A 24,980-nucleotide genomic window follows, 5' to 3' on the forward strand; every position below is an offset into this window, starting at 1 on the left:
CTGCTCGCGCCAGCCTAGCGAGTGTGGTGTCTCAGAAGTTGACTGCACAATTTTGGCGGCGCTTTTTCGGCTATGGCGGCGTTGCCACTCCTCGCCATAGCCCTGCTATGACTCGTACCGGCGCCTAGCCATAGCCAAAAAATCACTCGCCAATTCTTGCGCGAAGTTCAAAGACACCGCACTAGCCTGGCGGGTGACGGATGGCCGCAGTGTCAATCCAGTGTGGCCAGGGCCTCGCGGCACAGCTGCTCGACGCGGGTCCAGTCCTTGGCCTTCACCACGTCGCCGGGCAGCATCCAGCTGCCGCCGACGCACAGCAGGTTGGGCTGCTGGAAGTAGTTCTTCACGTTGCCCGGGTTGACGCCGCCGGTGGGGCAGAACTTGAGTTCGGCGAAGGGACCGGCAAAGGCCTTGAGCGCATCCACGCCGCCATAGACGTTGGCAGGAAACAGCTTGAAGCGGCGATAACCCAGGCGGTAGGCCTGCATGATCTCCGAGGGCGTGGCGATGCCGGGCAGCAGCGGGATAGGCGCCGATACCCCGGCCTGGAGAATCTCCTCGGTGGTGCCCGGGGTGACGATGAACTGGGCGCCGGCCTCGACCGCGGCGTCGAACATCTGCACGTCCAGCACGGTGCCCACACCGACATCCAGCTCGGGACGTTCCTGGCGCAGCAGGCGCACCGCGTTCAGCCCGTGGGCCGATCTCAGGGTGATTTCCAGGGCGGTCAGCCCCCCCGCAGCCATGGCGTCGGCGAACGGCAGCACGTCAGCGGGATCGTTGATCACGATCACCGGCAGGATCCGCGCACGGGCGCAGAGGGCATCTAGGGTCGCGATCTTGTTCTGCATGTCCAAAACTCAACTCCTCGTCAGGGGCACCAAAAGACGACCAGGGGTTCGCGCAGGAACGCCTTGATCGGAGTAGCCAGCTCGTCGCCCTCGGCCAGAGCGGTTTCCAGCACCTGTCGCTTGCCTGCGCCCTGGATGGCAAGGATCTGTTGCCGTGCGCGGCTCAGGTAGGCACGGCTCAGGGTAATGCGGGTCTGGGGCGCGGACGGTGCCACGCCGGGAAAGCTGAGGCGCTCGCTGGCCGGGTCCAGGGCCTCTTCCAGGCCGGGACTGCCGGGGAACAGCGAGGCGGTATGGGCGTCGTCACCCATGCCCAGCACCAGCACATCGGGCGTCGCCAGGGCGTCGCGCAGCCGGGCTTCGGTCAGGGCCATGCCCTCTTCCGTGGAGCTGGCCGGGCTATAGAGGTCAACGAAGCCGGCCGCAGCGGCAGGCCCCTGGAACAGGTGCTTGCGCAGCAGGCCGGCATTGCTGTCCGGATGGTCAGCGGGTACCCAGCGCTCGTCCGCCAGGGTCACCAGCACCCTGGACCAGTCCAGCTCGGCCCGGGCCAGGCGCTCCAGAAAGGGCACTGGGCTGCGACCGCCGGAGACGATCAGCAGCGCCTCGCCGCGAGCCGCCAGGGCCTCGCGCAGCGCGGTGGTAACGGTCTCGGCCAGCGCCGCGGCGTGGGCGTCGCGGTCAGGCAGTTCGCGCAGGGTCACGCCCTGCCCCAGATCAGACGTCGCCATACCAGGATCTCCCGTCTCGTGCGATCAGTGCGATGGAGGTCAGCGGACCCCAGCTGCCGGCGGCATAGGACTTGGGCGAATCGCCCATCTTCGACCAGCCATCCATCAGCTGGTCGCACCATTTCCAGGCCGCTTCGATCTCGTCCTTGCGGACGAACAGCGACTGGTTGCCCTGCATGACTTCCAGCAGCAGTCGCTCATAGGCATCCGGCGTGCGCAGGTGCTTGAAGGTCTCGGAGAAGTTGAGCTGCAGCGGACCGCTGCGCAGCTGCATGCCCTTGCGCAGGCCCTGATCCTTGCTCATCACCTGCAGCGAGATGCCCTCGTCCGGCTGGATGCGGATGATCAGGCGGTTGCTGATCAAGCTGCGCTGCTCGGGGGCGAAGATGTAGTGCGGTGGCTCCTTGAAATGGATGACGATCTGCGACAGCTTCTGCGGCATGCGCTTGCCGGTGCGCAGATAGAAAGGCACACCGGACCAGCGCCAGTTGCGGATGTCGGCGCGGATGGCGACAAAGGTCTCGGTGCGGCTCTCGGTGTTGGAATTGGGCTCTTCCAGATAGCCCGGTACCGGCTTGCCATCGCTGTAGCCGGCGGTGTACTGACCCAGGACCACACGGCTGGCCAGCTGGTCGGCGGAGATCGGCTCCAGCGCCTTGAGCACCTTGACCTTCTCGTCGCGGATGCTGTCGGCGGAAAGATCCGCCGGCGGATCCATGGCGGTCAGGCAGAGCAGCTGCAGCAGGTGGTTCTGCACCATGTCGCGCAGCTGGCCGGCCTGGTCGAAGTAGCCCCAGCGACCCTCGATGCCGACCTTCTCGGCCACGGTGATCTCCACGTGGGAGATGTAGTTCTGGTTCCACTGGGTCTCGAACAGGCTGTTGGCGAAACGCAGGGCAATGAGGTTCTGGACGGTTTCCTTGCCCAGGTAGTGGTCGATGCGATAGACGCGGTCTTCGGGAAAGAAGCGCGCCACCGCGTCGTTGACCACCTTGGAGGATTCCAGGTCGTAGCCGATGGGCTTTTCCATCACTACCCGGGTGCGCTCGCACAGGCCAACGGCGGCGAGGTTCTCGCAGATGGCGCTGTAGACCAGCGCCGGGGTGGCAAAATAGGCGATAAGCGGCGACGTCTCACCCACATCCTCGGCAAGTCCCGTATAGTCTTCGCGATTGCGGAAATCGATGGCGCGATAGCCGAGACGACCACGCATCCGGGTCCATACCGCTTCGTCCCAATCGGCCTTGGGCACATAGTGGCGCAGGCGCTCCTCGATGTGTTCCAGCTGCTTGACCCCATCGCCCTGGTCACGCGCCAGCGCCATGATGCGGGTATCCTCGTGCAGCAGACCTTCACGATCCAGCTGATACAGGGCAGGGAAAAGTTTGCGCAGGGCCAGATCGCCCAACGCGCCGAAGATTGCCAGGGTACAGGGTAGAACTCGGACGCCAGCCATAAATATTCGTTCTTTTACTTAAAGTTTGAGATATTCCAGCACCATCATAGGGGAGCCGGGGCGATTCGCGTAGTCTTTATATTAAAAAATACGGCGCAGGGGTAAGCCCGGCCCACACCTTTTATAGCCTTAGGATAGAGGCACAACAACCACTAGGAGTTCTCATGGATCGTGCCAGCACCCTGCTGCAAACCATCCAGACCCGTATCGGCGAACTCAACCGCGCAGAACGCAAGGTCGCCGAGGTCATTCTGCAGAATCCCCGGCAGGCCACCCGCTACACCATCGCCGCCCTGGCCCAGGCGGCCCAGGTCAGCGAGCCCACCGTCAACCGCTTCTGCCGTTCCCTGGGCGTGAGCGGCTATCCGGAAATGAAGATCCAGCTGGCGCAAAGCATCGCCAGTGGCGCGGTCTATGTCAGCCAGGCGGTGGAAGCCAACGACGAACCCGAGGCCTACGCGGAAAAGATCTTCAGCAGCACCATCGCCTCACTGGACAGCGCCCGCCAGCGCCTGGACGCCCGCACCGTGGATCGGGCGGTCGATCTGATGATCCAGGCGCGGCAGATCCACTTCTTCGGCCTGGGTGCCTCGGCGCCCGTGGCCCTCGACGCCCAGCACAAGTTCTTTCGCTTCAACATGGCGGTGTCGGCGCATTCGGACGTGCTGATGCAGCGGATGCTCGCCTCCATCGCCAGGACCGGCGATCTCTTCGTGATCATCTCCTACACCGGCCGCACCCGCGAACTGGTGGACGTGGCCAAGCTGGCCCGCGACAACGGCGCCTCGGTGCTCGGCCTCACCGCCAGCAACACCCCGCTGGCCAAGGTCTGCACCCACAGCCTGGACATTCCGCTGCCGGAAGACACCGACATCTACATGCCCATGACCTCGCGGATCATCCAGCTCACCGTGCTGGACATCCTGGCTACCGGGGTCACGCTCAAGCGCGGCGTGGACTTCCAGCCGCACCTGCGCAAGGTCAAGGAAAGTCTGGTCGCGACCCGCTATCCCTCGGAGCCCGACCAAGGCTGACGCGCCCTGTCCGTTCGTGTGCTCCAGTCCCCTGGAGCACGTCGCTCATCAAATATCGTCGCGGTGGCTGAACAGATCCCAGGTCGACATGAACAGCGCGGCGATCAGCGGGCCGATGACGAAGCCGTTGAGGCCGAACAGCGACATGCCGCCGATGGTGGAGATCAGCACCACGTAGTCGGGCATCTTGGTGTCCTTCCCGACCAGGATGGGGCGCAGCAGGTTGTCCACCAGGCCGATCACCACCACGGCGAAGACGATCAGGATCACGCCCTTGATCACCGCACCGGTGGCCAGGAAGTAGATGGCCACCGGCACCCAGATCAGTGCCGAGCCGACCGCGGGCAGCAGCGAGAGGAAGGCCATCAGGGTGCCCCAGAGCACCGCACCCTGCACACCCAGCACACCGAGGATGAAGCCACCCAGGGCGCCCTGCACCACGGCCACGATGATGTTGCCCTTGACCGTGGCGCGCACCACGGCGGTGAACTTGGCCATCAGGCTGCGCTTGTGCATGTCGCTCAGCGGAATGGCCTTGCGGATCAGCGCCACCAGCTGCGAACCGTCGCGCAGCAGGAAGAACAGCAGGTAGAGCATCACGCCGAAGCCGATCAGGAACTGGAAGGTGCCCTGCCCGAAGCTGAAGGCCTGGGTAGCGACCCACTGGCTGCCCTGCATGGCGCCGGCGGAGAGCTTCTGGCGGATGCCGTCCAGGTCACCGGCACCGAAGCGCTGCAGGACGCTGCGTACCGAATCCGGCAAGGCGCCCCAGACCTGCTGGTAGTACTGGCCGAAGTTGAGCTGACCGCTGCTGATCTGCTGATAGAGCAGCGAGCCTTCCTGGACCAGGGAAATGGCGATGAACACCACCGGCAGGATGACGATGAGCAGGATCACGAACAGGGTGCAGAGCGCCCCGAGGTTGCGCCTGTTGTTGAAGCGGCGGACGAACCAGCGCTGCAGCGGGGCGAACAGGATGGCGAGGATGGCGCCCCAGAACACCGCCCCCAGGAACGGGGTGAGGATCCAGACGAAGGCCAGTGAGACCACCACCAGCAGGATCAGGAACGTCTTGTTTTCCAGCCGAGCACTTTTCATTGGCTTTCGCGATTCCAAACAAGGATGACAGGCCTTGCTTAGAGCCTCGGAAGCCGTGGGGTTCCCGTGAGCACCCCCAACTCGACCTGAAGAGGCGCGCCGGAGAACCCGACGCGCCGGCGATCATACACGGAACTGGCGAACCAATCCGTCCAGCCGCTCGCCCAGACCGACCATGCCGGCAGTACTCTGGGCACCCTGTTGAGCCCCCTGGGCCATGCTGTCCACGGCACCGGCGATGGTATGGACGCTGCGATTGATCTCCTCCGCCACCGCTGTCTGCTCTTCCGCCGCACTGGCGATCTGGGTGTTCATGGCATTGATGGTGGCGATCAATTCGCTGATGGCAGCCAGGGCTGTCCCCGCCTGCTCGGCCTGGGCCGTAGTGGCCTCGCCCATGCCTCCCGAGCGCTCCATGGCACCCACCGCACGGCCAGTGGCCTGCTGCAGACGATCGATCATGCCCTGGATTTCCTGGGTGCTCTGCTGCGTCCGGCTGGCCAGCGCGCGTACTTCGTCGGCGACCACGGCGAAGCCGCGACCGGCCTCACCGGCCCGGGCCGCTTCGATGGCGGCGTTGAGTGCCAACAGATTGGTCTGTTCGGCAATGGCGCGGATCACGTCCAGTACGCCGACGATGGCGCCGACGTCCTGCTTGAGGCCATCGAGGGAGACGCTGCTCTGGCGTACCTCCTCGACCAGCTCGTGGATGCGCGCCACGCTGGTGGCCACCGTCTCCCGGGCCAGCCGGCCCTTCTCCTCGGTCTGGCGGGTGGCTTCGGAGGCCCGCAGGGCGCTGCTCGCCACCTCCTGTGCCGCGGCGGACATCTGGTTAATGGCGGTCGCCACCTGATCGGTTTCGCTGCGCTGACGCTGCATGTCGCGATCGGTGCGCTGGGCCTGCTGGGCCACATCGTCAAGCAGACCGGTGAACTGGTGGGTGATGTCGACGACCTGGGCAATGGTGCCCTGGATGCGTTCGACGAAGCGATTGAAGGCAGCAGCGAGCTCACCGATCTCGTCGCGACCGTTGACCGGCAGGCGGCGGGTCAGATCGCCCTCGCCGGCGGCGATGTCATCGAGGTTCTCGCGAATCTGCGCCAGGGGCCTGAGGGTCCGGGCGGCAAAGAGTTGCGCGGCGATACCGATCACCACCAGCAGCACGCCGGAGGTACCGAAGATCAGCCAGAGCTGGTCCTGGGTACGCTTGGCGACCTGTTCGGCCACGGCGGCGACCTCGGCCTCCACGCCATCCAGGTTCACCGCGGAACCGATCACCAGATCCCACTTGGGCAGGTAGTCGGTATAGGCGAGCTTGGGCACCAGCACGTCCTTGTTGCCCGGCAGCGAAGAGCTGTAGCGACTGAAATGCGAGCCATCCTTGCCGACCCGGACCAGTTCCTGGTTAAGGTAGACGCCGCTGGGATCGCGATTGTCCTTGAAGCTCTTGCCGATCCCGGCCGGGTCGTTGCCCTTGAACAGGCGGACCACGTTGGAATCGTAGCCGAAGATATAGCCATCCTTGCCGTAGCTGATGGCGGACAGCAGGCGGATGGCCTCCTGGCGCGCCTCGGTATCACCCGCGGCGGCCTTGTCGTACAGCGGCTTGACCACGGTCATGGCCGCTTCCACGGTGTTCTGCAGGCCGTTGCGACTCTGCACCATCAGCCGCTCGCGGGCATCGGCGACGTCCTTGAGCGCCTGCTCGTGCAAGACCCAGTAAGACAGACCACCCAGCACGAGCGTGAACAGGCAGACGGGCAGGACCGCCAGTAAGGTGACTTTAAGTTTGAGGCTCACGAGGTTCTCCTTGATCGCAAGAGCTGATGCCGTTATCGGCATCGCGCTGCAGAACTTGACCGAGAAGTCACCTCGTAGACGCTGTGCGCACCGGCGCCGGAAGGCGGATGACCACCGCCAGCCCACCCAGCCGGGAAGTCTCAAGGGCGAGGGTTCCACCGCAACCTTCGACGATGTCCTTGGCGATCCCCAGCCCCAGGCCATGACCGGCCACCGCCTCGTCCAGCCGGGAACCCCGCTCGAGGATGGCCTCGCGCTGCGCCTCCGGCACGCCGGGTCCGTCGTCCTCGATCCGGATCAGATAACCCTCTTCCCGCTGCGCCACCTCCAGCCGAACCTGCCGATCCGCCCACTTGCCGGCATTGTCCAGCAGGGTACCGAACAGCTCCAGCAGGTCTTCCCGGTCCCAGGGCAGGCGCAGTCCTTCGGGCAGATGGCAGTCGAACCGCAGGTGCTCGCCATGCAGGCGATTGAGCAGCCGGCAAAGCTCGCGCAGTTCGGCGGCATCCAGATGAGCGCCTGGCAGGGCCTCGCCGGCTAGCCGGGCGCGGCGCAACTCCCGCTCCAGCCGCTGGCGGATACGCGCCAGTTGCTCGCGCAAGACCTCGCGCTGCTCGGGCAGTGCCTGGAGCTCGGGACGCTCGGCCAGGCTGGTGAGCACCGCCAGCGGCGTCTTGAGCGCATGCCCCAGGTTGCCGATGCCATGCCGCGCGCGCTTCAGGCCGTCCTCGGTATGGCGCAGCAAGGCGTTCATCTCCTCCACCAGCGGCGCAAGCTCGATGGGCACGCCGGCGTCCAGCGTCGAACGGCGCCCCTGATGCAGCTGGGCGATCTGCTCGCGCACCTGGTCCAGCGGGCGCAGTGCCCGGCGCACGATCAGCCGTTGCAGCAGAAGGACCAGCAGCAGGGTCGCCAGCCCCAGCAGGGCACCGAACGCGAGGATGCGCGTCAGGTTGGTCAACAGCGGGTTGTAGTCGTCGGCCACCACGACCCGTACCGTCTGGCCATAGCGCTGGTAGTCAGCGCGGTAGGTGAGCAATCGCTGGCCGCTGGGGCCGTCCGCCAGGGTCTCGCTCAGGCCACTCCTGGGCGGCGCTTCCAGTTGCGCGTCCCACAGGGAGCGCGAGCGCCAGCGGATATCCAGCGCCGGGATCTCGATGAGGAAATAGCGACCGGACAGCGGGCGGGTGTAAAGGCTGCCCAGGCGGCCCTCGTCCAGTTGCAGGCCATGGGGCCCACGTACCAGGGCGGCGAGCAGATTTTCCGTCTCGCCGCGCAGCCCGGTCTCCAGATAGCGGCGCAAGGCATGGTCCACCAGCCAGGCGCCCCCGAGGACCAGCACCAGGCCCGCCACCAGCAGAATGGCCACCAGCCCGACCCTGAGGCGGGCCTGGATGGACCTCAATCGACACCGCCCAGGCGATAGCCCTGGCCGCGCCGCGTCTCGATGACTTCGCGCCCCAGCTTGCGCCGCAGGTGATTGACGTGAACCTCGATGACATTGGAGTCGCGCTCGCTCTCGCCGTCGTAGAGGTGGTCGTTCAGGCGCGTCTTGGAGAGGATCTGCCCGGGATGCAGCAGGAAACAGCGCAGCAGACGGAATTCCGCGGCGCTCAGGGAGATGGTTTCGCTGCCACGCACCACGCACTGGCGCGCCTCGTCCAGCGCGAGTCCGGCGGCCTGCAGGAGCGGCTGGTTGGCCACGCCGCGAACCCGCCGCAGCAAGGCGGCGATGCGCAGGCCCAGCTCTTCGGGGTGAAAGGGTTTGGTGAGGTAGTCGTCGGCACCGGCCTTGAGACCGTCGATGCGCTCCGCCCAGCTGTCGCGGGCGGTCAGAATCAGGACCGGCGTCGCCAGCGCCTTTGCGCGCCACTCGCTGAGCACCTCGAGCCCTGGCCGCCCCGGCAGGCCGAGATCGAGCACGATGAGGTCATAGGGCTCCTGAGCACCCTGCCAGGCAGCGTCGCGGCCATCGGCGAGCCAGTCCACGGCATAGCCCTGGCGGGCAAGGAACGCCGAAATTTCGTCGGCCAGGGCGACATCGTCTTCCACCAGCAACAGGCGCATCTAGTCGTCCACCTCGTCCTTCATGATGGCGCCATCCATCGCGCCAATTTCCAGTTCGCGGACGACATCGCCGACGAGGATTTCGATCTCGTAGCGATACTGACCGTCTTCTTCTTCCAGTTCGGCTTCCAGCAGCCGAGCCTGGGGATAGCGTTCGTTGACCCGCTGCAAGAGGGTCTCCAGCGGGCGGATAACCCCCTCCTTGCGCAGCTTAAGGGCTTCGTCCTGATCCAGGTCGCGGGCCTGGATCAGCGGCGAGACGCTGCCGAGCAGCAAGAGTCCGGCGAGGACAACGGTCAGTCGTCGCGCTGATCTTTCAGGACTTCGCCGGTGGTGGCGTCGAGTTCCAGATCCCATTTCACACCTTTGGGGTCACGCAGTTCCAGTTGATAGATGTAGCGACCGTATTCTTCTTCCAGTTCGGTCTCGTGGGTGGTCGAGCCCGGATGCTTGGCGATGGCGGACTGGTTGAGCACCTCGAAGCTCTTGATCTTGCCGCTGTCACGCAGCTTGAGGGCTTCGTCGGGGCCGAGATCGCGGGCCTGGGCAACGCCCATACCGGTGAGCAAGAGGGTGGCGGTCGCGAGGGCGGTAAGCTTTTTCATGGTGATTCCTCTGGTTGCTGTCTGAACGGGTTCCAGAGTAGCCATCGGCCATTAATCGAAACTTAAACGCCGCTTAAGCCAAGCTTAATCGGATCGGACCGCGCCAGGGCGCTTCGGTGTCCAGGACCTCGCCCTTCTGCGTCACCCGTAGTTGGCCTGCGCGAGCCAGCTCCCGTGCCACCTCGCGCAGGGGCTCCATCAGTGGTCGCCAGTCCGCCGCAAGGTCGCGCGCAACTTCCGAAGGACAGAAGGTGGTCCCTGGGCGGCGCGCCCGTGCCTTGGCCAGCAAGGCTTCGCGCAACTGTGCGTCGGTCGGCTCGAGCGCTGTCATGAGAACCGGGTCCTGTTTCCTGGAGTCCACCGTTTCGACCAGGAAATCGTCGGTGCAGTCATGACCTCTCGCTCGAAACCCTCGAAAGTAATGCAACGCCTCGCCCAGACCGACCTGCCCATCCCCGCCGATGAGCGTGACGACACCGGTACCGCCCTCTGCACCCCCTTGCCGCCCGACCTCAACTACGTCGACGACAGCCAGCCGGGCCTGAGCCGGCGCAAGCTGCGTGGCAAATGGGCCTACTTCACCCCCGCTGGCGAGCGCATCCGCGACCAGGCGGAAGTCGAGCGGATCAACAAGCTGGCCATCCCGCCGGCCTATACCGACGTCTGGATCTGTCCGGACGCCAACGGCCATCTGCAGGCCACCGGACGCGACGCCCGCGGTCGCAAGCAGTATCGCTACCACCCGCGCTGGCGCGAGATCCGCGATACCGACAAGTACGAGCGGATGCTGGCCTTTGGGCAGGCCCTGCCCAAGCTGCGGCAGCGGGTAGAAGAGGATCTCGCCCGCCGCGGCCTCTGTCGGGAAAAGGTCATGGCCACGGTCATCAGCCTGCTCGACGCGACCCTGATCCGGGTCGGCAACGCCCAGTATGCCAAGAGCAACAAGTCCTATGGCCTTACCACGCTGCGCAACCGGCACGCCGAGGTGCATGGCAACACCATCGCCTTCCACTTCCGCGGCAAGAGCGGGGTGGAGCACGACATCAAGGTCAGCGATCCGCGGCTGGCGCGCACCGTGAAGAAGTGCCTGGAGCTGCCCGGCCAGCACCTTTTCCAGTATGTGGACGGTGATGGCGAACGCCATACCGTGACCTCGTCGGACGTCAACGCCTACCTGCACGAACTCACCGGCGCCGACTTCACCGCCAAGGACTATCGCACCTGGGCGGGCAGCGCCCTTGCCCTGGAAGCCCTGCGCGAATTGCGCTGCGAGACCCAGACCGATGCCAAGAAGGAACTGGTGGACATGGTCAAGGCGGTTTCCCGCACCCTGGGCAATACCCCGGCGGTCTGCCGCAAGTGCTACATCCATCCCGGGGTGCTGGATGCCTTCCTCGCCGGTGACCTCTGCACCCTGCCCAAACCGCGCAAGCGCAAGGGGCTGAAGGAGGAAGAGGTTCTGCTGCTCAACTTCCTGCAACGGCTGGAAGAGCGGATGGCGGAGACCCAGGCGGCCTGACAGGGTGGTGCCCTTCCCTGCCTCTTGCATGGGGCAGGGAACGCTTTGCGGCAAAACCAGACCCTGCTCGCCTGGCGTGATTCATCCCGCGCGCCCTGATGACGCTACTGCATTTGTTATGTTATAACTTTTGCACGTTATCCAAGGCTCGATCATGGCATCCCCGCGCGCTTCCCTGCTGCTGCTCTCCGTACCCGCCCGCCTGCTGCTCGCCAGCATTCCCCTGGTCGCCCTGTGGCTGGCCGTGTTCTGGGCGGTCGCCCTGCCATGAGCGCGGCCATCGAACTCCAGGACCTGACCCTGGCCTATCAGCGACATCCGGCCATCCATCATCTCAGCGGCTGCTTCCGGACCGGCAGCCTCACCGCCATCGTCGGCCCCAACGGCGCCGGCAAGTCCACCCTGCTCAAGGCCATCGCCGGCACCCTGAGACCCGTCAGTGGCCGGGTCAACCGCGCGGTGCCGCAACGCCGTCTGGGCTACCTGCCCCAGGCCGCCGAGATCGACCGCAGCTTTCCCCTCAGCGTGCTGGAAACCGTGGTGCTGGGCGCCTGGCGCGGCCTGGGCCTCTGGCGCGGGGTGACCGCCGCCCACCGGGAGGAAGCGGCCAGGGCGCTGCAGGCGGTGGGTCTCGAAGGCCTGGAAGACCGCCTGGTCGGCGCTCTCTCGTCTGGGCAATTCCAGCGGGTACTGTTCGCCCGCCTGCTGTTGCAGGACGCTCCCGTGCTGCTGCTGGACGAGCCTTTCACCGCCATCGATGCGCGCACCACCGCAGACCTGCTGACCGTCGTCCGCCGCTGGCATGGCCAGGGCCGCACGGTAATCGCCGTGCTGCACGACCTGGAGCAGGTTCGCCAGCACTTTCCCGAGACCCTGCTGCTGGCCCGGGAGGCCATCGCCTGGGGCGACACCGATCAGGTGCTGGTCAGCGAGCATCTGGCCCGCGCGCGCAATCTCGCCGAACGCTGGGACGCCAACGCGGCGGTCTGTGAACGCGCATGACTCTCTATCAATTTCTCGTCGAACCCTTCGTCGAATTCGGCTTCATGCGCCGCGCCCTGGTGGCCTGCCTGGCCCTCGCACTGGGCGCCGGTCCGGTGGGTGTCCTGCTGATGCTCAGGCGCATGAGTCTGGTGGGCGATGCCATGAGTCATGCCGTGCTGCCAGGCGCAGCCCTGGGCTTCATGGTCGCCGGGCTGTCGCTGCCGGCCATGGGCATCGGCGGGATGCTCGCCGGCCTGCTGGTGGCCGGTCTCGCCGGCCTGGTCAGCCGCTTCACCAGCCAGCGCGAGGATGCCAGCTTCGCCAGCTTCTATCTGATGTCCCTGGCCGCCGGGGTGCTGATCGTGTCACTGCACGGCTCCAGCGTGGACCTGCTGCACGTGCTGTTCGGCACCATACTGGCCATCGACGCCACGGCGCTCTACCTGGTCGCCGGCATCGCCACCCTGTCGCTGCTGGTGCTGGCGGTGATCTACCGGCCGCTGGCGCTGGAGTGCTTCGATCCGGGCTTCCTGCGCGCCGTGGGTGGTCGCGGTTCGCTCTATCACCTGCTGTTTTTGCTGCTGGTGGTGCTCAACCTGGTCGCCGGTTTCCAGGCGCTGGGCACCCTCATGGCGGTGGGTCTGATGATGCTGCCGGCCACCGCGGCGCGCTTCTGGGCCAACAGCCTGCCCGGGCTGATGGCGGTAGCCAGCCTGATCGCCAGCCTCAGCGGCCTGATCGGCCTGGTGCTGTCCTACCACCTTGGCTGCGCCTCGGGTCCGGCCATCGTCCTCACTGCGGGTGGCTGCTACCTCCTGTCCCTGCTGTTCGGTCGCCTGGGTCTCTACCGGCGACTGCGCCCCCGCCCCCATCTCACCCACTGAAAGGAGTCACCATGAAATCCCTGTTCTCCCTCGGCGCTGCCCTCCTGCTCGCCGCTGCCGGCCAGGCCCAGGCCGCACCGGTCAAGGCCGTCGCCACCTTTACCGTGATCGCCGACGTGGTCAAACAGGTCGGTGGCGATCAGGTGCAGGTCTCCTCCCTGGTCGGTCCCAATGGCGATCCCCATGCCTATGAACCGACGCCCACCGATGCCCAGGCGCTGAAACAGGCCGATGTGGTGTTCATGAGCGGCCTGCACCTGGAAGGCTGGATGGACCGCCTGATCAAGGCCTCCGGCCAGGCGCGCCCGCCGGTGGTGCTCAGTGAGGGGATCAAGACCCGCGAGATGGCGGAAGACGAGGATGAACACGGCCACGCGGACCATGATCACGACCATGGCGGTATCGATCCCCATGTCTGGAACAACCCGCTGAACGTGGTCGTCTACACCCGAAACGTGGTGAAGGCGCTGTCCGCGGTGGATTCGGCGGACGCGGCCACCTTCAAGGCCAACGGCGATCGCTACATCGCCGAACTGGAAGCCCTGGATCGCTATGCCCGCGAACAGATCGGCCAGGTACCCAAGGCCAAACGCAAGGTACTGACCTCCCATGATGCCTTCGGCTACTTCGCCGACGCCTATGGCTTGACCTTCATCTCGCCGCTGGGGCTATCGACCGAAGCCGAGGCGTCCGCCCAGGACGTCGCCAAGCTGATCCGCCAGATCAAGCAGGAGCATGTCGCCACCTACTTCTTCGAGAACTCCAACGATCCGCGCCTGGTACAGCAGATCGCCAAGGCCAGCGGTGCCCAGCCGGGTGGCGAGCTGTACGTCGAAGCCCTGTCTCCGGCAGACGGCCCGGCGCCCACCTATGCCGCCATGTTCCGCTACAACGTGGATACCCTGGTCAAGGCGATGAAGGGCGGGCATTGAGGCTCTCTGGTAGGTTGGGTTGAGCGCAGCGAAGCCCAACAGAACGAGGCTCGAGTGCCTCGATGTCAGGATTCGACGATGGGACCGTCTCAACCCGACCTACGCCGCACCGGTGGCTAGACCACCGGTACCTCCTCGAGGTGAAGGTATTCCGCACCCAGGCGCCGAGCCAGTTCCCCTGCCCGTCCCAGGCGCAGTGGTCCCAATTCGATATCCAGCACCCGGATGGGACAGTCCGGTAGGCCCCCCCCCTCCAGCTCACGCAGACGTCCATCGGTAACCAGCAGCAGCTGGCATTCCTCGTCGGGGTGTTGCCGCCGACGGCTCGTCAACCAGGCCTGAGCTTCGGCCAGTCCCGCCAGCAACGGCGTTCCGCCTCCCGCGCCCAGCTGCTCCAGCCATGCCTGAAGGGCCTGACCGCTACGCTGGCCCTGGAAAGACCATTCGGGTCGCGCCCCCGCCGTCTGCAGGACCGCGACCCTGACCCGCTGGCGATAGGCCTGCTCGAACCAGTCGGCCAGCAGCCCCTTGGCCTGGGCCAGGGCACCGTGGCGGCGGGTGGACGCGGAGTGATCGAGGATCACCAGCCAGAGCTGGGCCGGACGCTGCCGGCGCGGTTGCCGCAGGAGATCACCCGCGCAACGTGGACGCCCGCGGAGCAGCGTCGGCACCCAGGCAACAGGGCCCTCGGTACCCGGCGAACGCGCGCCCTGGCGACCGCCTGCGGCCTTGCCCGTCCCGCTTCGGGCATCGCGATCCAGGGTGCCGGATGATCGGATGCCTAGGGCTTTTTTGCCCCGCCCAATCGGCGTCTGGGACCCGTTGCAGTGGGCTCCGGCGCCAGGGCACCCCAGCTATCGCCCTCGCCCTGCGCGGTCTCGGCATCCCCCTGCTCCTGTTGATCGCCAGGCTCTCGCTCCGGAGTAGTGGGAGTCAAATCATCCTGTAGGGGTGGTATTAATGAGGGACCATCCGCCAGTTCGCGGCGCCGATGGCGCAGGGCGAATTCGGCCACGGCGGCGATATCGGCGTTTTCGATCGCCGTGGCGCCGCGCCAGGCCGCATGGGCGCGGGCCGCGCGTAGCCAGACCAGGTCGGCGCGCAGGCCATCGACACCGGCCTGGTGGCAGCCTGCCGTGATGGCCTCTAGGGCGGCATCGTCCAGAGGAATGTCAGCCAGCCGTGTACGGGCCACGGCGCAGCGCTGACGCAGTTCCGCCTGCGCCGCTTCCCACTGCGCAATGAAGGCTGGCGGATCGCTGTCGAAGGCCAGGCGTCGGCGCAGGATCTCCGCCCGCTCACGGGGGGCCGGCCGGCTGTCCAGCGCCAGGGCGAAGCCGAACCTGTCCAGCAACTGCGGACGCAACTCGCCCTCCTCCGGATTCATGGTGCCCACCAGCAAAAAGCGCGCGGCGTGCTCATGGGAGATGCCGTCGCGCTCCACCCGGTTGACCCCACTGGCCGCCACATCCAGCAGCAGGTCGACCAGGTGATCCGGCAGCAGATTGACCTCGTCGACATAGAGCACGCCGCCATGGGCCGCCGCCAGTACGCCCGGCGCGAAGCGCGCCCGGCCTTCGCCCAGCGCCGCATCCAGATCCAGGGTGCCGACGATGCGCTCTTCGCTGGCGCCCAGAGGCAGGGTGACGAAGGGACCGCCGCCGAGCAGATCGGCCAGGCCCCGGGCCAGGGTCGACTTGGCCATGCCCCGGGGACCTTCGATCAGCACACCGCCGATACGGGGATCGATGGCATTCAGGCACAGCGCCAACTTGAGGCTGTCTGCGCCGACCACGGCGGCCAGGGGAAAGACGGGGGCGGTCATCTCAAGCTTCATCCATATCCATCAGCAGCTGTTCGAGGGCTTCGCGGTAGTCGCCCGGTTGTTGCCAGAGACCGCGCTGCTGGGCCTCCAGCATGCGCTCGGTCATGTCGCGCAGGGCCTCGGGGTTGTGGCGCTCGACGAAGTCACGGGTATCGGCGTCGAGCAGATAGGCATCGGCCAGTTGCCGGTACTGGTGATCCTCCACCAGTTCGGTGGTGGCGCCGAAGCCGAACAGGTAGTCCACGGTGGCGGCCATCTCGAAGGCCCCCTTGTAGCCATGGCGCTTCATGCCGGCGATCCACTTGGGATTGGCTGCCCGGGAGCGCACCACGCGGCCCAGCTCTTCCTTGAGGGTGCGGATCTTCGGCAGATCGGCCTGGGCATGATCGCCGAAGTAACTGGCGCGCCGCTGGCCGCTCAGGGTCTCGGCGGCGGCCAGCATGCCGCCCTGGAACTGGTAGTAGTCGTTGGAATCGAGCAGGTCGTGCTCGCGGTTGTCCTGGTTCTGCAGTACGGCCTGCAGCCGACCGAGGCGGCGGGAGAAGTCATCGCGGGCGACGGTACCCTCATCCTCGGCGCCATAGGCGTAGCCGCCCCAGTTGAGGTAGGCCGTGGCCAGTTCGCTGCGATCCTGCCACTGGCGTTCTTCCACCGCGCCCTGAACACCGGCGCCGTAGGCACCGGGCTGAGCGCCGAAGATGCGCCAGCCGGCCTGACGCCGGGCGAGGTCAGCAGCGGTACCGGCCGCTTCCAGGGCAGCGCGCTCGCGGCGAACCTGGGCGGCCAGGGGGTTGAGATCGTCCGGCTCGTCCAGAGCGGCCACCGCCTGGACCGCGGCATCGAACAGCCGTACCAGACCGCCGAAGGCATCGCGAAAGAAACCGGAGATGCGCAGGGTGACGTCCACCCGCGGACGATCCAGCAGCGACAGCGGCAGGATCTCGAAGTCTTCGACCCGGGCGCTGCCGGTCTGCCACACCGGGCGCACACCCAACAGCGCCATGGCCTGGGCAATGTCGTCGCCGCCGGTCCTCATGGTCGCCGTGCCCCAGACCGAAAGACCCAGCTGGCGCAGGTGGTCGCCCTCCTCCTGCAGATGACGCTCCAGCAGCAGATTGGCCGACTGCCAACCGAGCCGCCAGGCGGTCATGCTCGGCAGGTTGCGCACGTCCACGGAAAAGAAGTTGCGCCCGGTGGGCAGGACATCCAGCCGCCCGCGACTGGGCGCGCCGCTGGGACCGGCCGGCACGAAGCGCCCGTCCAGGGCCGCCAGGAGGCCGCCGATTTCAGCGGGGCCACAGCCGTCCAGTGCCGGCGCCACCTGGGTGACCAGGTGTTCCAGCACCGGACGGGTCGCCGGCAATTCGTCCAGCGCCAACGGCAAGGGCTCGGCATCGACCATCGCGGCGACCAGCGCCAGGGCCAGCAATTCCAGGCGCTCCCGGGTATCGCCCAGGGTGCGCCAGGGTTCGGCGGACAGCGCCGCCAGGCAAGCCGGGCGCGCCCCTTGCCAGGGCTCGCCCAGGTCGGCGGCCAGGGGATCGAACTCCAGCTGCAGATCCTTGGCCAGCGCCCGCAAGAGACTCGCATTGCCGCCCTGGGCATCGCCACGGGGGATGCGCAAGAGCGCCACCAGGGTATCGCGACGCAATTGCCCGGTCGGGGATTCACCGAACACATGCAGGCCGTCGCGGATCTGGGATTCCTTGAGATCGCAGAGATAGGCGTCCAGTTGCGGCAGCCAGCTGTCCGGATCGTCGGTGATCACCAGCCCCAGCTCGCGATCCAGAGCGGTCTCGCGCACCAGTTGCAGGATCTCGCCGCGCAACTCGGTGGCGCGCCGCAGATCCAGCAGGCTGGCGTCATAGTATTCGTCGGCCAGGCGCTCCAGATCGCGCAGCGGCCCGTAGCTCTCGGCTCGGGTCAGCGGCGGCATCAGGTGGTCGATGATCACCGCCTGGGTGCGGCGCTTGGCCTGGGCGCCCTCGCCCGGGTCGTTGACGATGAAGGGATAGACGTTGGGCAGCGGTCCGAGAATGGCGTCCGGCCAACACTCCGCCGACAGCCCGACGCCCTTGCCCGGCAGCCACTCCAGATTGCCGTGCTTGCCCAGATGCACCACGGCCTGGGCGCCATAGGCCTCGCGCAGCCAGAAATAGAAGGCCAGGTAGCCATGGGGCGGCACCAGCGCAGGATCGTGGTAGACAGCCGCCGGATCGACGTCGTAGCCACGTGCCGGCTGGATGCCGACAAAGGTCAGGCCGAAGCGCACCCCGGCCACCATGAGCCGACCGCGACGGTGCATGGGATCGGTCTCGGGTCCGCCCCAGCGCTCGGTCACCGCCTGCTGCAGGCTGAGCGGCAACCCGGCGAACAACGCCTGGTAGTCCTGCAGCGCCAGACTCTGCAACGCCGGGCGCAGATCGCGCAGGGCGCTGTCGTTGGTCACCCCACCGAGCAGGCGCTCGATCAGGGCGGTGCCGCTGTCCGGCAGATTGGCCACCGGATAGCCGGCCGTCTGCAGGGCCTGCAGCACCCCGAGCGCTGCCGCCGGGGTATCCAGGCCCACGCCATTGCCGATGCGGCCATCGCGGGTCGGATAGTTGGCCAGGATCAGGGCGATGCGCTTGTCCGCCGCAGGACGCCGTGCCAGTTCGATCCAATTACGCGCCAGACGGGCGACGAAGGCCATGCGTTCGCCATCGGCCTGGTAGTTGACCACGTCGCTCTGGCTGCGCTCGCAGCGCCAGGCCAGGCCCTTGAAGCTGATCGGCCGGGTAATGATGCGCCCGTCCAATTCCGGCAGGGCGATATGCATGGCCAGGTCGCGGGCCCCCAGACCCTGGGGATTCTCCAGCCAGCGCTCGCGATTGTCCTGGGCGCAGATGGCCTGGAGCACCGGCACCGGGCGACGGAACGGCGTCAGATTCGGCCGCTCCGGACTGGACTGGGCGAAGCCGGTGGTATTGAGGATCAGCGCGGCGTTGGTCTCGTCCAGCAGCCGCTCCACCTCCTCCAGACAGGCCGGCTCCTTGAGACTGGCCACGGCGATAGGCAACGGATTCAGCCCTTCGGCGGCCAGCTGCTGGCAGAAGACGTCGACGAAGGCGGTGTTGGCCGACTGCAGATGGGTGCGATAGAACAGCAGCGCCGCGGTCGGCCAATCCGGTCGCCAGTGCTGGCGCCAGCCGTCCAGACCCAGGCCTTCCGGCTGATAGACCGCCACCCGCGGCAATTCCCGTGGCGGCTGGTAGGTGTACGGGGCACCCAGGCATTCGGCCGCCAGGCAATGCAGGAAATCCTGGGCATTGCGCAGCCCTCCCTGGCGCAGATAGCGCCACAGCCGTTCGGCCAGCTCCGGGGCCACCGTACCCAGGGCCATCAGCTCAGGATCGGGCCGATCGCAGCCGGGTACCGTGATCAGGGTCAGCCCCCGCGCGGCCAACTCGGCCAGCCGTTCCATGCCATAGCGCCAGTAACCCTGGCCGCCATGCAGGGAGATGAACACCACTCGCGCCTGGCTCAGCACCTCCTCGACATAGAGGTCCACCGAGGCGTGGTTCTGCAACTGCATGGGATTGGCCAGGCGCAGACTCGGATAGTCCTCGTCCAGGCTACGGGTCGCCTCCGCCAGCAGCGCCAAGTGCGAATCGCCACTGCAAAGTACGACGATCTCACCGGGCGTCTGCGCCAGGTGAGCGATGCCGTCGTCGGGGACAAAGCCGCCCGGCTGGGTACGCAGCAGATGCATCTGGCGTCAGGCGACCGCGGCGCGCAACTGGGCGGTGATGGCCGCCTGGTCCAATTCCTGGCCGATCAGCACCAGCTGGGTGCTGCGAGTCTCATCGGTCTTCCAGGGGCGGTCGAAGTGCTTGTCGAAGCGGGTGCCGACCCCCTGGACCAGCAGTCGCAGCGGCTTGCCGGCGACGGCCGCGAAGCCCTTCACCCGCAGCACACCATGGGTCTTGACCACCTCGGCCAGGGCCGCCAGCAGGGTCGCCTCGGCCACCTCGGGCAGCTGGACGCCGAAGGAGTCGAATTCGTCGTGATCGTGGTCTTCATGACCTTCGAGGTCATGGTGGGTGGGACGGCTGTCGATATGGGCCTCGGATTCGGCCTGCAGCCCCAGCAGAACCGACAGCGGCAGCACGCCGCGACTGGCTTCCACCACCTTGACCGCCGGCGGCAACTCCTCGGTGACCTCGGCACGTACCCGCGCCAGGGCCTCGGCATCCAGGCCGTCGGCCTTGTTGAGGATCACCAGATCGGCGCTGGCGAGCTGGTCTTCGAACAACTCGTGGAGCGGCGATTCATGGTCGAGGTTGGGGTCCTGGCGGCGCTGGACGTCCACCTGCTCGGGATGGGCGGCGAAGGTGCCGGCCGCCACCGCGGGGCTGTCGACCACGGTGATCACCGCATCCACCGTGCAGGCGTTGCGGATCTCCGGCCACTGGAAGGCCTGCACCAGGGGCTTGGGCAGGGCCAGGCCACTGGTCTCGATGAGGATATGGTCGATGTCGCCGCGGCGGGCCACCAACTCCTTCATCACCGGGAAGAATTCTTCCTGCACGGTGCAGCACAGGCAGCCGTTGGCCAGTTCGAAGACGCGGCCCTGGGCCTCTTCCTCGGTACAGCCGATGCTGCACTGGCGCAGGATTTCTCCGTCGATGCCCAGCTCGCCGAATTCGTTGACGATCACCGCGATGCGGCGGCCTTCGGCGTGGTCGAGCATGTGCCGCAGCAGGGTGGTCTTGCCGGAACCGAGGAAGCCAGTGACGATGGTGACGGGGGTCTTGGCCAGGGTTTTCATGGGCTGCCCTTAGAGAGAAAGCGAAAGAAGACGGGCAGGCATGCCAGGCGCTCGCGCCGCGGCGAGGCCCCAATGGCAGCCCGGATCACCCCGCCCGGTTGCGTGTTCGAAACGTGGCGAGGCAGGTCTCCTGGCTCGCGGCGCCCGGCTCCGGCCTTCCCGCGTGAGCAGTGGCCTTAGAGCGTGTTCATAATTTCGCGAGCTAGAGTCAAACAAGGCGAAGATGCTTGAGGAAGCGGAGTTTACGAATGGTAAATGAGCATTCCGAAAGCAGCTTCAACGCAGTTTGGCCGACGCGCAGCAAATTATGAACAGGCTCTAGTGGAGAGGCTAAAAACGCCGCTTACAGTTGCGGGGGCAGCCGCGGTGTCGCACCGCGTTCCCTTTCAAGCTCTTGTCGACAAGAGCACCTCGGAACGCGACAGGCTACGAGTGCCCCGCCGGGGTGTCAATCGGCCAGACTTGACCGGCGGACGAGGCGCGTGGTCTGCTCGCCGCTGCTTCAGGTGTCGCGACTCCGCCATGGGTCGCGGTGAAACGGGAAGCCGGTCCGAGTCCGGCACTGCCCCCGCAACGGTAGACGAGCGCAGGATCACGATGCCACCCGGCCGGCAAGTCTGGGGAAGGCGATCCTGGTAGTTGCAGCCTGCAACCCTCGTGAGTCCGGAGACCGGCCTGCTGCTTTCAAGCAACCCGCGGTGGGCGGTCGTGCTGGACGGCGGCCGCCTGCGGCTCGCTGCCTCGGCGCGTCCCTGCCGCTTCGACTCCGAGGCCCTGCCATGACGGCTACCCGCTCGACCACCGCCCTGCCCCAGACCAGTACCCGCACCCAGCGCCTGACCGCCACCCTGCTCGCCTGCCTGCTCGGCCTGGGCCTGGTGCTTCTGGCCGGTTTCTCCCATGTCGAGGCGCTGCACAACGGCGCCCACGATACCCGCCATAGCGAAGGCTTCCCCTGCCACTAAAAGGAGTTCGCCATGTTCCAGCGTATTGCCTTCAGTGCCGGCGTGGCCGGTCTGCTCGCTGCCCTGCTATTGAGTGTCCTGCAAAGCTTGTGGCTGACCCCGCTCATCCTCCAGGCGGAAACCTACGAGGTCCAGACCGAGGCGCCCGCCATGGCCGGACAGCATGATCATGGTGAAGAAGCAGCCTGGGGGCCGGCGGATGGCTGGCCGCGAACCCTGTCGACCTTTGGTGGCAACCTGGTAGTGGCGGTAGGCTTCGGCCTGATCCTGGCGGGCCTGTTCAACCTGAGGGGCCCGACCCGCCTGCACCAGGGCCTGCTGTGGGGCCTGGCCGGCTATGCCACCTTTTGCCTGGCGCCCAGCCTCGGCCTGCCGCCGGAGCTACCCGGCACGGCCGCGGCGGATCTCACCCTGCGTCAAGCCTGGTGGCTGGGCACTGCCGGTGCCACTGCCGCGGCGCTCGCGCTCCTGGCGTTCACTCGCCATCCCCGCTTCAAGATCGCCGCCCTCGGGCTGCTGCTCATTCCCCATCTGCTGGGTGCGCCCCAACCCGTCGCTCAGGCGAGCCTGGCACCGGAGGCCTTGCAACGGCACTTCCAGATCGCCGTGCTGGCCAGCAACCTGCCGTTCTGGCTGCTCCTGGGACTCGCCTGCAGCTGGCTGTTCCATCGCCAGGCGCCTCAGGCCTGATGGCGCTGGTCCTGGGCCTGGGTTGCCGCCGGGGCTGTTCGGTGGAGGAGCTGACCGCGCTGGCCCTGGCAGTGCTGCAGGAGGCCGGCTGCGACCCCAGCGCCCTCACGGCGCTGGCGACGGTGGACCGCCGTGTGGAGGAAAACGCACTGCAACACCTGGCCCAGCGCTGGCAACTGCCCTTGCAGGGCTTCTCCGCCGAACGGCTGGCGCAACAGGAGGGCATCGCCGCGCCGAGTGCGGTCGCCTTGCAACACACCGGCAGTCCCAGCGTGGCTGAAGCCGCGGCCCTGGCCGCGGCCGGTGAAGGCGCCCGGTTGCGGGTCGGCAAGCGCAAGAGCGCGGCCGCGACGGCAGCGCTGGCTTATGCCTGAGCGACCTCTTCCGCATCAGTGTCTCTGACCCGGGCGCGGACATGGATGGGGCTGAAGGGCTCGTTCTGCACCAGCTCCACCAGGGATTCCTTGACCAGCTCGAGGATGGCCATGAAGGTCACCACCACCCCGAGCCGGCCTTCATCCAGGGTGAACAGCGCCACGAAGGGCACGAAGGCGCCATCCTTGAGGCGCTCCAGCACCTGGCTCATGCGCTCGCGGGTGGACAGCACCTCGCGGGTCACCTGGTGACTCTCGAACAGGTCGGCGCGGCGCAGGACCTCGCCCATGGCCAGCAGCAACTCGCCCAGCTCCACCTCGGGCAGGAGCTTGCGCGCCCGCGCCTCGGGCGCCGGCAAGCTGGGCACCACGAAGTTGCGTCCGTCCCGCGGCAGGTCGTCGAGGTCCTCGGCGGCCTTCTTGAAGCGCTCGTATTCCTGCAGCCGGCGGATCAGTTCGGCGCGCGGGTCTTCCTCTTCGGCCTCCAGGCCTTCGGCGCGCGGCAGCAGCATGCGCGACTTGATCTCCGCCAGCATGGCGGCCATCAGCAGGTATTCGGCGGCCAGCTCCAGTTGCACCGCCTTCATCAGCTCGACGTAGCTCATGTACTGCCGGGTGATCTCGGCGACCGGAATGTCGAGGATGTCAATGTTCTGTTTGCGGATCAGGTAGAGCAGCAGGTCGAGAGGCCCCTCGAAGGCTTCGAGAAAGACCTCAAGCGCATCCGGCGGAATGTAGAGGTCCTGGGGCAGTTCGGTGAAGGCCTCGCCATAGACCAGCGCCAGGCGCAGCTGCTCGGGTTCGAGCAGCTGGGGGTCCAGGGCTTCGCTCATGCTTCGATCATGAAGGGCGTGGGATCGCCGGCACCGACGCGGATCACTTCCGGCTCGTCATCGGCCAGGCTGATCACGGTGGAGGGCTGCAGGCCACCCGGACCGCCCTCGATCACCAGGTCGACGAAATGCTCGAGACGCTCGCGGATCTCCCAGGCATCGCCCAGGGCCTCGTCATCCCCCGGCAGAATCAGGCTCACGCTCATCAGCGGCTCGCCCAGCGCCTCCAGCAGCGCCAGGGTGATGGGATGGTGGGGCACCCGCACGCCGATGGTGCGCCGCTTGGGATGCAGCAGCATGCGCGGCACCTCGCGAGTGGCGTTGAGAATGAAGGTATAGGGTCCGGGGGTGTAGGCCTTGAGCAGGCGGAAGGCGCTGGTGTCCACCTTGGCATAGATGCCCAGCTCGGAGAGGTCGCAGCACACCAGGGTGAAGTTGTGCTTGTCGTCGAGCTGGCGGATGCGGCGGATACGCTCCACCGCGCTCTTCTCGCCGATACGGCAGCCCAGTGCATAGGACGAATCGGTGGGATAGGCGATGACACCGCCGGACTGGATGATTTCCACGGCCTGACGAATCAGCCGCGACTGGGGATTCTGCGGATGAATCTCGATGAACTGGCTCATTGGGGTTCCCGATTCTGAGGGTACAGCGGTTGACTGAAGCGCGCCCAGAGGGGCGGCAGATCTTCGGGCAACGGGCGGTACATCCCCAGCTCCGACCAGTCGGCCGGCGCATGGAAATCGCTGCCCGCACTGACCATCAGACCGAATTCCCGCGCCAGAATTGCCAGGGTGCCGACCTGCTCCGCCGGCTGCACGCCATTGACCACCTCGATGGCGTGGCCACCGCCGGTGACGAATTCGCCGATCAGCTTGCGCAGCTTGGTGCGGGTGAAGCCATAGGCCAGCGGGTGGGCCAGACTGATCCATGCCTTGGCGCCCTTCAGGGTCGCCAGGGTCTCGGCCAGGGTCGGCCAGTGCTGCTTGACGTCGCCGAGCTTGCCGCCGCCCAGCCACTTGCGAAAGGCATCGCCGCGGTCTTCGACGAAGCCGGCCTGCACCAGGTATTCGGCGAAATGCGGCCGGGCCGGCGCATTGCGACTGTCGCCCAGGGCCAGCTGCACCGCCCGGGCGCCGTCCAGGGTGCCGGGCATGCCCTTGGCCGCCAGCCGCCGGTCGATTTCCCGGGCGCGTTCCCAGCGTCCCTCGTGCAGGGCTTCCAGCGCAGCGTTCAATTCGGGCGCCTCGGGGGCGAAGTTGTAGCCCAGCACATGCAGGGTCGCCCCACCCCAGGTACAGGACATCTCGATCCCGGGCAGCAGGCGCAGACCCAGGCCGTCCGCGGCTTCCAGGGCTTCGGCATAGCCATCCAGGGTGTCGTGGTCGGTGATGGCCAGCAGTTGCACCCCGCGCTCATGGGCGCGTCTGACCACCTCGGCGGGCGCGAAGGCGCCGTCCGACGCGGTGGTATGACAGTGCAGGTCGATACGCATGGCTTTCTCCTCCGGCTTCATCAGGTA

The 24,980-nt window shown here is 66.7% G+C and carries 25 protein-coding genes, 1 pseudogene and 2 riboswitches; of the genes and pseudogenes, 8 read left to right on the forward strand and 18 right to left on the reverse strand.

From position 1 onward, the window contains the following. Nucleotides 1-212: 212 nt before the first annotated feature. Genes EC839_RS03590 through zwf form a run of 3 tightly spaced genes read right to left on the reverse strand, consistent with a single transcriptional unit; the run spans nt 213 to nt 3,038 of the window. On the reverse strand, nt 213-851 hold the full coding sequence (locus tag EC839_RS03590; protein WP_051119426.1) for a bifunctional 4-hydroxy-2-oxoglutarate aldolase/2-dehydro-3-deoxy-phosphogluconate aldolase: 639 nt from the start codon (nt 849-851) through the stop codon (nt 213-215). A 20-nt stretch (nt 852-871) separates the two neighbouring features. After that, nucleotides 872-1,582, reverse strand: coding sequence for a 6-phosphogluconolactonase (gene pgl / locus EC839_RS03595; RefSeq protein WP_007158459.1), 711 nt, complete (start codon nt 1,580-1,582; stop codon nt 872-874). Then, the gene (gene zwf, locus EC839_RS03600; RefSeq protein WP_132832199.1) at nt 1,569-3,038 is read right to left on the reverse strand and encodes a glucose-6-phosphate dehydrogenase; all 1,470 of its coding nucleotides are present in this window, start codon (nt 3,036-3,038) and stop codon (nt 1,569-1,571) included. Before zwf ends, pgl begins: the two co-directional genes overlap by 14 nt. 164 nt (nt 3,039-3,202) lie before the next feature. Here zwf and EC839_RS03605 point away from each other — a divergent pair, with 164 nt between their 5' ends. Continuing rightward, nucleotides 3,203-4,072 (forward strand): MurR/RpiR family transcriptional regulator, encoded by an 870-nt coding sequence (locus EC839_RS03605; protein ID WP_007158461.1) that lies wholly within the window; start codon nt 3,203-3,205, stop codon nt 4,070-4,072. Between the two features lie 48 nt (nt 4,073-4,120). Here EC839_RS03605 and EC839_RS03610 read toward each other — a convergent pair whose 3' ends face one another. From EC839_RS03610 to EC839_RS03640, 8 genes and pseudogenes are all read right to left on the reverse strand, one after another. Then, the gene (locus EC839_RS03610; RefSeq protein ID WP_007158462.1) at nt 4,121-5,170 is read right to left on the reverse strand and encodes an AI-2E family transporter; all 1,050 of its coding nucleotides are present in this window, start codon (nt 5,168-5,170) and stop codon (nt 4,121-4,123) included. Nucleotides 5,171-5,293: 123 nt separating this feature from the next. Next, nucleotides 5,294-6,049, reverse strand: coding sequence for a methyl-accepting chemotaxis protein (locus tag EC839_RS24840; protein WP_371099739.1), 756 nt, complete (start codon nt 6,047-6,049; stop codon nt 5,294-5,296). Nucleotides 6,050-6,151: 102 nt separating this feature from the next. Next, a pseudogene (locus EC839_RS24845) lies at nt 6,152-7,012 on the reverse strand (cache domain-containing protein); the annotation flags it as partial. 25 nt (nt 7,013-7,037) lie between these two features. Then, nucleotides 7,038-8,375: a sensor histidine kinase gene (locus tag EC839_RS03620; RefSeq protein WP_007158464.1), complete on the reverse strand. Its 1,338-nt coding sequence runs from the start codon at nt 8,373-8,375 to the stop codon at nt 7,038-7,040. Beyond that, a complete protein-coding gene (locus EC839_RS03625; RefSeq protein WP_007158465.1) occupies nt 8,372-9,037 on the reverse strand; it encodes a response regulator transcription factor in 666 nt (221 codons plus the stop codon). The genes EC839_RS03620 and EC839_RS03625 overlap by 4 nt, the downstream gene beginning before the upstream one ends. Beyond that, the gene (locus tag EC839_RS03630) at nt 9,038-9,313 is read right to left on the reverse strand and encodes a PepSY domain-containing protein (protein WP_007158466.1); all 276 of its coding nucleotides are present in this window, start codon (nt 9,311-9,313) and stop codon (nt 9,038-9,040) included. A gap of 20 nt (nt 9,314-9,333) precedes the next feature. Further along, complete coding sequence (locus EC839_RS03635; RefSeq protein ID WP_132832200.1) at nt 9,334-9,642, reverse strand: PepSY domain-containing protein; 309 nt, start codon at nt 9,640-9,642, stop codon at nt 9,334-9,336. Between the two features lie 73 nt (nt 9,643-9,715). Then, nucleotides 9,716-9,973 (reverse strand): DUF3253 domain-containing protein, encoded by a 258-nt coding sequence (locus EC839_RS03640; RefSeq protein WP_007158468.1) that lies wholly within the window; start codon nt 9,971-9,973, stop codon nt 9,716-9,718. A gap of 90 nt (nt 9,974-10,063) precedes the next feature. On the opposite strand from EC839_RS03640, the gene EC839_RS03645 reads away from it, so the two are divergent. The 4 genes from EC839_RS03645 (at nt 10,064) to EC839_RS03660 (ending at nt 13,961) form a co-directional block, all read left to right on the forward strand. Then, nucleotides 10,064-11,161: a DNA topoisomerase IB gene (locus EC839_RS03645; protein ID WP_007158469.1), complete on the forward strand. Its 1,098-nt coding sequence runs from the start codon at nt 10,064-10,066 to the stop codon at nt 11,159-11,161. Between the two features lie 267 nt (nt 11,162-11,428). Next, the gene (aztA, locus tag EC839_RS03650; RefSeq protein WP_007158471.1) at nt 11,429-12,163 is read left to right on the forward strand and encodes a zinc ABC transporter ATP-binding protein AztA; all 735 of its coding nucleotides are present in this window, start codon (nt 11,429-11,431) and stop codon (nt 12,161-12,163) included. Beyond that, nucleotides 12,160-13,029 carry a metal ABC transporter permease gene (locus EC839_RS03655; protein ID WP_007158472.1) on the forward strand — a complete coding sequence of 290 codons (870 nt, stop codon included), beginning with the start codon at nt 12,160-12,162 and terminating at the stop codon, nt 13,027-13,029. The genes aztA and EC839_RS03655 overlap by 4 nt, the downstream gene beginning before the upstream one ends. 11 nt (nt 13,030-13,040) lie before the next feature. Continuing rightward, nucleotides 13,041-13,961, forward strand: coding sequence for a metal ABC transporter substrate-binding protein (locus EC839_RS03660; RefSeq protein ID WP_132832201.1), 921 nt, complete (start codon nt 13,041-13,043; stop codon nt 13,959-13,961). Between the two features lie 116 nt (nt 13,962-14,077). Here the strand turns inward: EC839_RS03660 and EC839_RS03665 are convergent, their stop codons facing one another. Genes EC839_RS03665 through cobW form a run of 4 tightly spaced genes read right to left on the reverse strand, consistent with a single transcriptional unit; the run spans nt 14,078 to nt 20,596 of the window. Next, complete coding sequence (locus tag EC839_RS03665; protein WP_165904653.1) at nt 14,078-14,722, reverse strand: VWA domain-containing protein; 645 nt, start codon at nt 14,720-14,722, stop codon at nt 14,078-14,080. Between the two features lie 20 nt (nt 14,723-14,742). Then, a complete protein-coding gene (locus EC839_RS03670; protein WP_007158475.1) occupies nt 14,743-15,786 on the reverse strand; it encodes an ATP-binding protein in 1,044 nt (347 codons plus the stop codon). Between the two features lies 1 nt (nt 15,787). Beyond that, complete coding sequence (gene cobN / locus EC839_RS03675; protein ID WP_007158476.1) at nt 15,788-19,537, reverse strand: cobaltochelatase subunit CobN; 3,750 nt, start codon at nt 19,535-19,537, stop codon at nt 15,788-15,790. 6 nt (nt 19,538-19,543) lie between these two features. Continuing rightward, nucleotides 19,544-20,596: a cobalamin biosynthesis protein CobW gene (cobW, locus tag EC839_RS03680; protein WP_007158477.1), complete on the reverse strand. Its 1,053-nt coding sequence runs from the start codon at nt 20,594-20,596 to the stop codon at nt 19,544-19,546. A gap of 102 nt (nt 20,597-20,698) precedes the next feature. Then, nucleotides 20,699-21,025, reverse strand: a riboswitch (cobalamin riboswitch). 58 nt (nt 21,026-21,083) lie between these two features. Further along, a riboswitch (cobalamin riboswitch) is annotated at nt 21,084-21,290 on the forward strand. Nucleotides 21,291-21,375: 85 nt separating this feature from the next. Here cobW and EC839_RS03685 point away from each other — a divergent pair. From EC839_RS03685 to EC839_RS03695, 3 genes are read left to right on the forward strand one after another with little or no spacing between them, the layout of a single operon-like run. Then, a complete protein-coding gene (locus tag EC839_RS03685) occupies nt 21,376-21,561 on the forward strand; it encodes a CbtB domain-containing protein (RefSeq protein ID WP_007158478.1) in 186 nt (61 codons plus the stop codon). Between the two features lie 12 nt (nt 21,562-21,573). Next, on the forward strand, nt 21,574-22,251 hold the full coding sequence (locus EC839_RS03690; RefSeq protein WP_007158479.1) for a CbtA family protein: 678 nt from the start codon (nt 21,574-21,576) through the stop codon (nt 22,249-22,251). Continuing rightward, nucleotides 22,251-22,625 carry a cobalamin biosynthesis protein gene (locus tag EC839_RS03695; protein WP_007158480.1) on the forward strand — a complete coding sequence of 125 codons (375 nt, stop codon included), beginning with the start codon at nt 22,251-22,253 and terminating at the stop codon, nt 22,623-22,625. Before EC839_RS03690 ends, EC839_RS03695 begins: the two co-directional genes overlap by 1 nt. On the opposite strand, the gene EC839_RS03700 is transcribed toward EC839_RS03695, so the two are convergent. The 3 genes from EC839_RS03700 to EC839_RS03710 are packed head-to-tail and all read right to left on the reverse strand — an operon-like array spanning nt 22,616 to nt 24,953. Next, a complete protein-coding gene (locus EC839_RS03700) occupies nt 22,616-23,458 on the reverse strand; it encodes a ScpA family protein (RefSeq protein WP_007158481.1) in 843 nt (280 codons plus the stop codon). The genes EC839_RS03695 and EC839_RS03700 overlap by 10 nt on opposite strands. Continuing rightward, on the reverse strand, nt 23,455-24,084 hold the full coding sequence (locus EC839_RS03705; protein ID WP_007158482.1) for an L-threonylcarbamoyladenylate synthase: 630 nt from the start codon (nt 24,082-24,084) through the stop codon (nt 23,455-23,457). The genes EC839_RS03700 and EC839_RS03705 overlap by 4 nt, the downstream gene beginning before the upstream one ends. After that, nucleotides 24,081-24,953 carry a PHP domain-containing protein gene (locus EC839_RS03710; protein ID WP_007158483.1) on the reverse strand — a complete coding sequence of 291 codons (873 nt, stop codon included), beginning with the start codon at nt 24,951-24,953 and terminating at the stop codon, nt 24,081-24,083. Before EC839_RS03710 ends, EC839_RS03705 begins: the two co-directional genes overlap by 4 nt. Nucleotides 24,954-24,980 lie beyond the last annotated feature (27 nt).

It is taken from the genome of Pseudomonas sp. JUb52 (genome assembly GCF_004341115.1).
In the GTDB taxonomy this organism is placed as follows: Bacteria; Pseudomonadota; Gammaproteobacteria; order Pseudomonadales; family Pseudomonadaceae; genus Chryseomonas; species Chryseomonas oryzihabitans.

Bases quoted from the DNA above. Each gene is read 5' to 3' on its own strand.
- EC839_RS03590 (WP_051119426.1), bottom strand. From the start codon at position 851: ATGCAGAACAAGATCGCGACCCTAGATGCCCTCTGCGCCCGTGCGCGG.
- pgl (WP_007158459.1), bottom strand. From the start codon at position 1,582: ATGGCGACGTCTGATCTGGGGCAGGGCGTGACCCTGCGCGAACTGCCT.
- zwf (WP_132832199.1), bottom strand. From the start codon at position 3,038: ATGGCTGGCGTCCGAGTTCTACCCTGTACCCTGGCAATCTTCGGCGCG.
- EC839_RS03605 (WP_007158461.1), top strand. From the start codon at position 3,203: ATGGATCGTGCCAGCACCCTGCTGCAAACCATCCAGACCCGTATCGGC.
- EC839_RS03610 (WP_007158462.1), bottom strand. From the start codon at position 5,170: ATGAAAAGTGCTCGGCTGGAAAACAAGACGTTCCTGATCCTGCTGGTG.
- EC839_RS24840 (WP_371099739.1), bottom strand. From the start codon at position 6,049: ATGCAGCGTCAGCGCAGCGAAACCGATCAGGTGGCGACCGCCATTAAC.
- EC839_RS03625 (WP_007158465.1), bottom strand. From the start codon at position 9,037: ATGCGCCTGTTGCTGGTGGAAGACGATGTCGCCCTGGCCGACGAAATT.
- EC839_RS03635 (WP_132832200.1), bottom strand. From the start codon at position 9,642: ATGAAAAAGCTTACCGCCCTCGCGACCGCCACCCTCTTGCTCACCGGT.
- EC839_RS03640 (WP_007158468.1), bottom strand. From the start codon at position 9,973: ATGACAGCGCTCGAGCCGACCGACGCACAGTTGCGCGAAGCCTTGCTG.
- EC839_RS03645 (WP_007158469.1), top strand. From the start codon at position 10,064: ATGCAACGCCTCGCCCAGACCGACCTGCCCATCCCCGCCGATGAGCGT.
- aztA (WP_007158471.1), top strand. From the start codon at position 11,429: ATGAGCGCGGCCATCGAACTCCAGGACCTGACCCTGGCCTATCAGCGA.
- EC839_RS03655 (WP_007158472.1), top strand. From the start codon at position 12,160: ATGACTCTCTATCAATTTCTCGTCGAACCCTTCGTCGAATTCGGCTTC.
- EC839_RS03660 (WP_132832201.1), top strand. From the start codon at position 13,041: ATGAAATCCCTGTTCTCCCTCGGCGCTGCCCTCCTGCTCGCCGCTGCC.
- EC839_RS03670 (WP_007158475.1), bottom strand. From the start codon at position 15,786: ATGACCGCCCCCGTCTTTCCCCTGGCCGCCGTGGTCGGCGCAGACAGC.
- cobN (WP_007158476.1), bottom strand. From the start codon at position 19,537: ATGCATCTGCTGCGTACCCAGCCGGGCGGCTTTGTCCCCGACGACGGC.
- cobW (WP_007158477.1), bottom strand. From the start codon at position 20,596: ATGAAAACCCTGGCCAAGACCCCCGTCACCATCGTCACTGGCTTCCTC.
- EC839_RS03685 (WP_007158478.1), top strand. From the start codon at position 21,376: ATGACGGCTACCCGCTCGACCACCGCCCTGCCCCAGACCAGTACCCGC.
- EC839_RS03690 (WP_007158479.1), top strand. From the start codon at position 21,574: ATGTTCCAGCGTATTGCCTTCAGTGCCGGCGTGGCCGGTCTGCTCGCT.
- EC839_RS03695 (WP_007158480.1), top strand. From the start codon at position 22,251: ATGGCGCTGGTCCTGGGCCTGGGTTGCCGCCGGGGCTGTTCGGTGGAG.
- EC839_RS03700 (WP_007158481.1), bottom strand. From the start codon at position 23,458: ATGAGCGAAGCCCTGGACCCCCAGCTGCTCGAACCCGAGCAGCTGCGC.
- EC839_RS03705 (WP_007158482.1), bottom strand. From the start codon at position 24,084: ATGAGCCAGTTCATCGAGATTCATCCGCAGAATCCCCAGTCGCGGCTG.
- EC839_RS03710 (WP_007158483.1), bottom strand. From the start codon at position 24,953: ATGCGTATCGACCTGCACTGTCATACCACCGCGTCGGACGGCGCCTTC.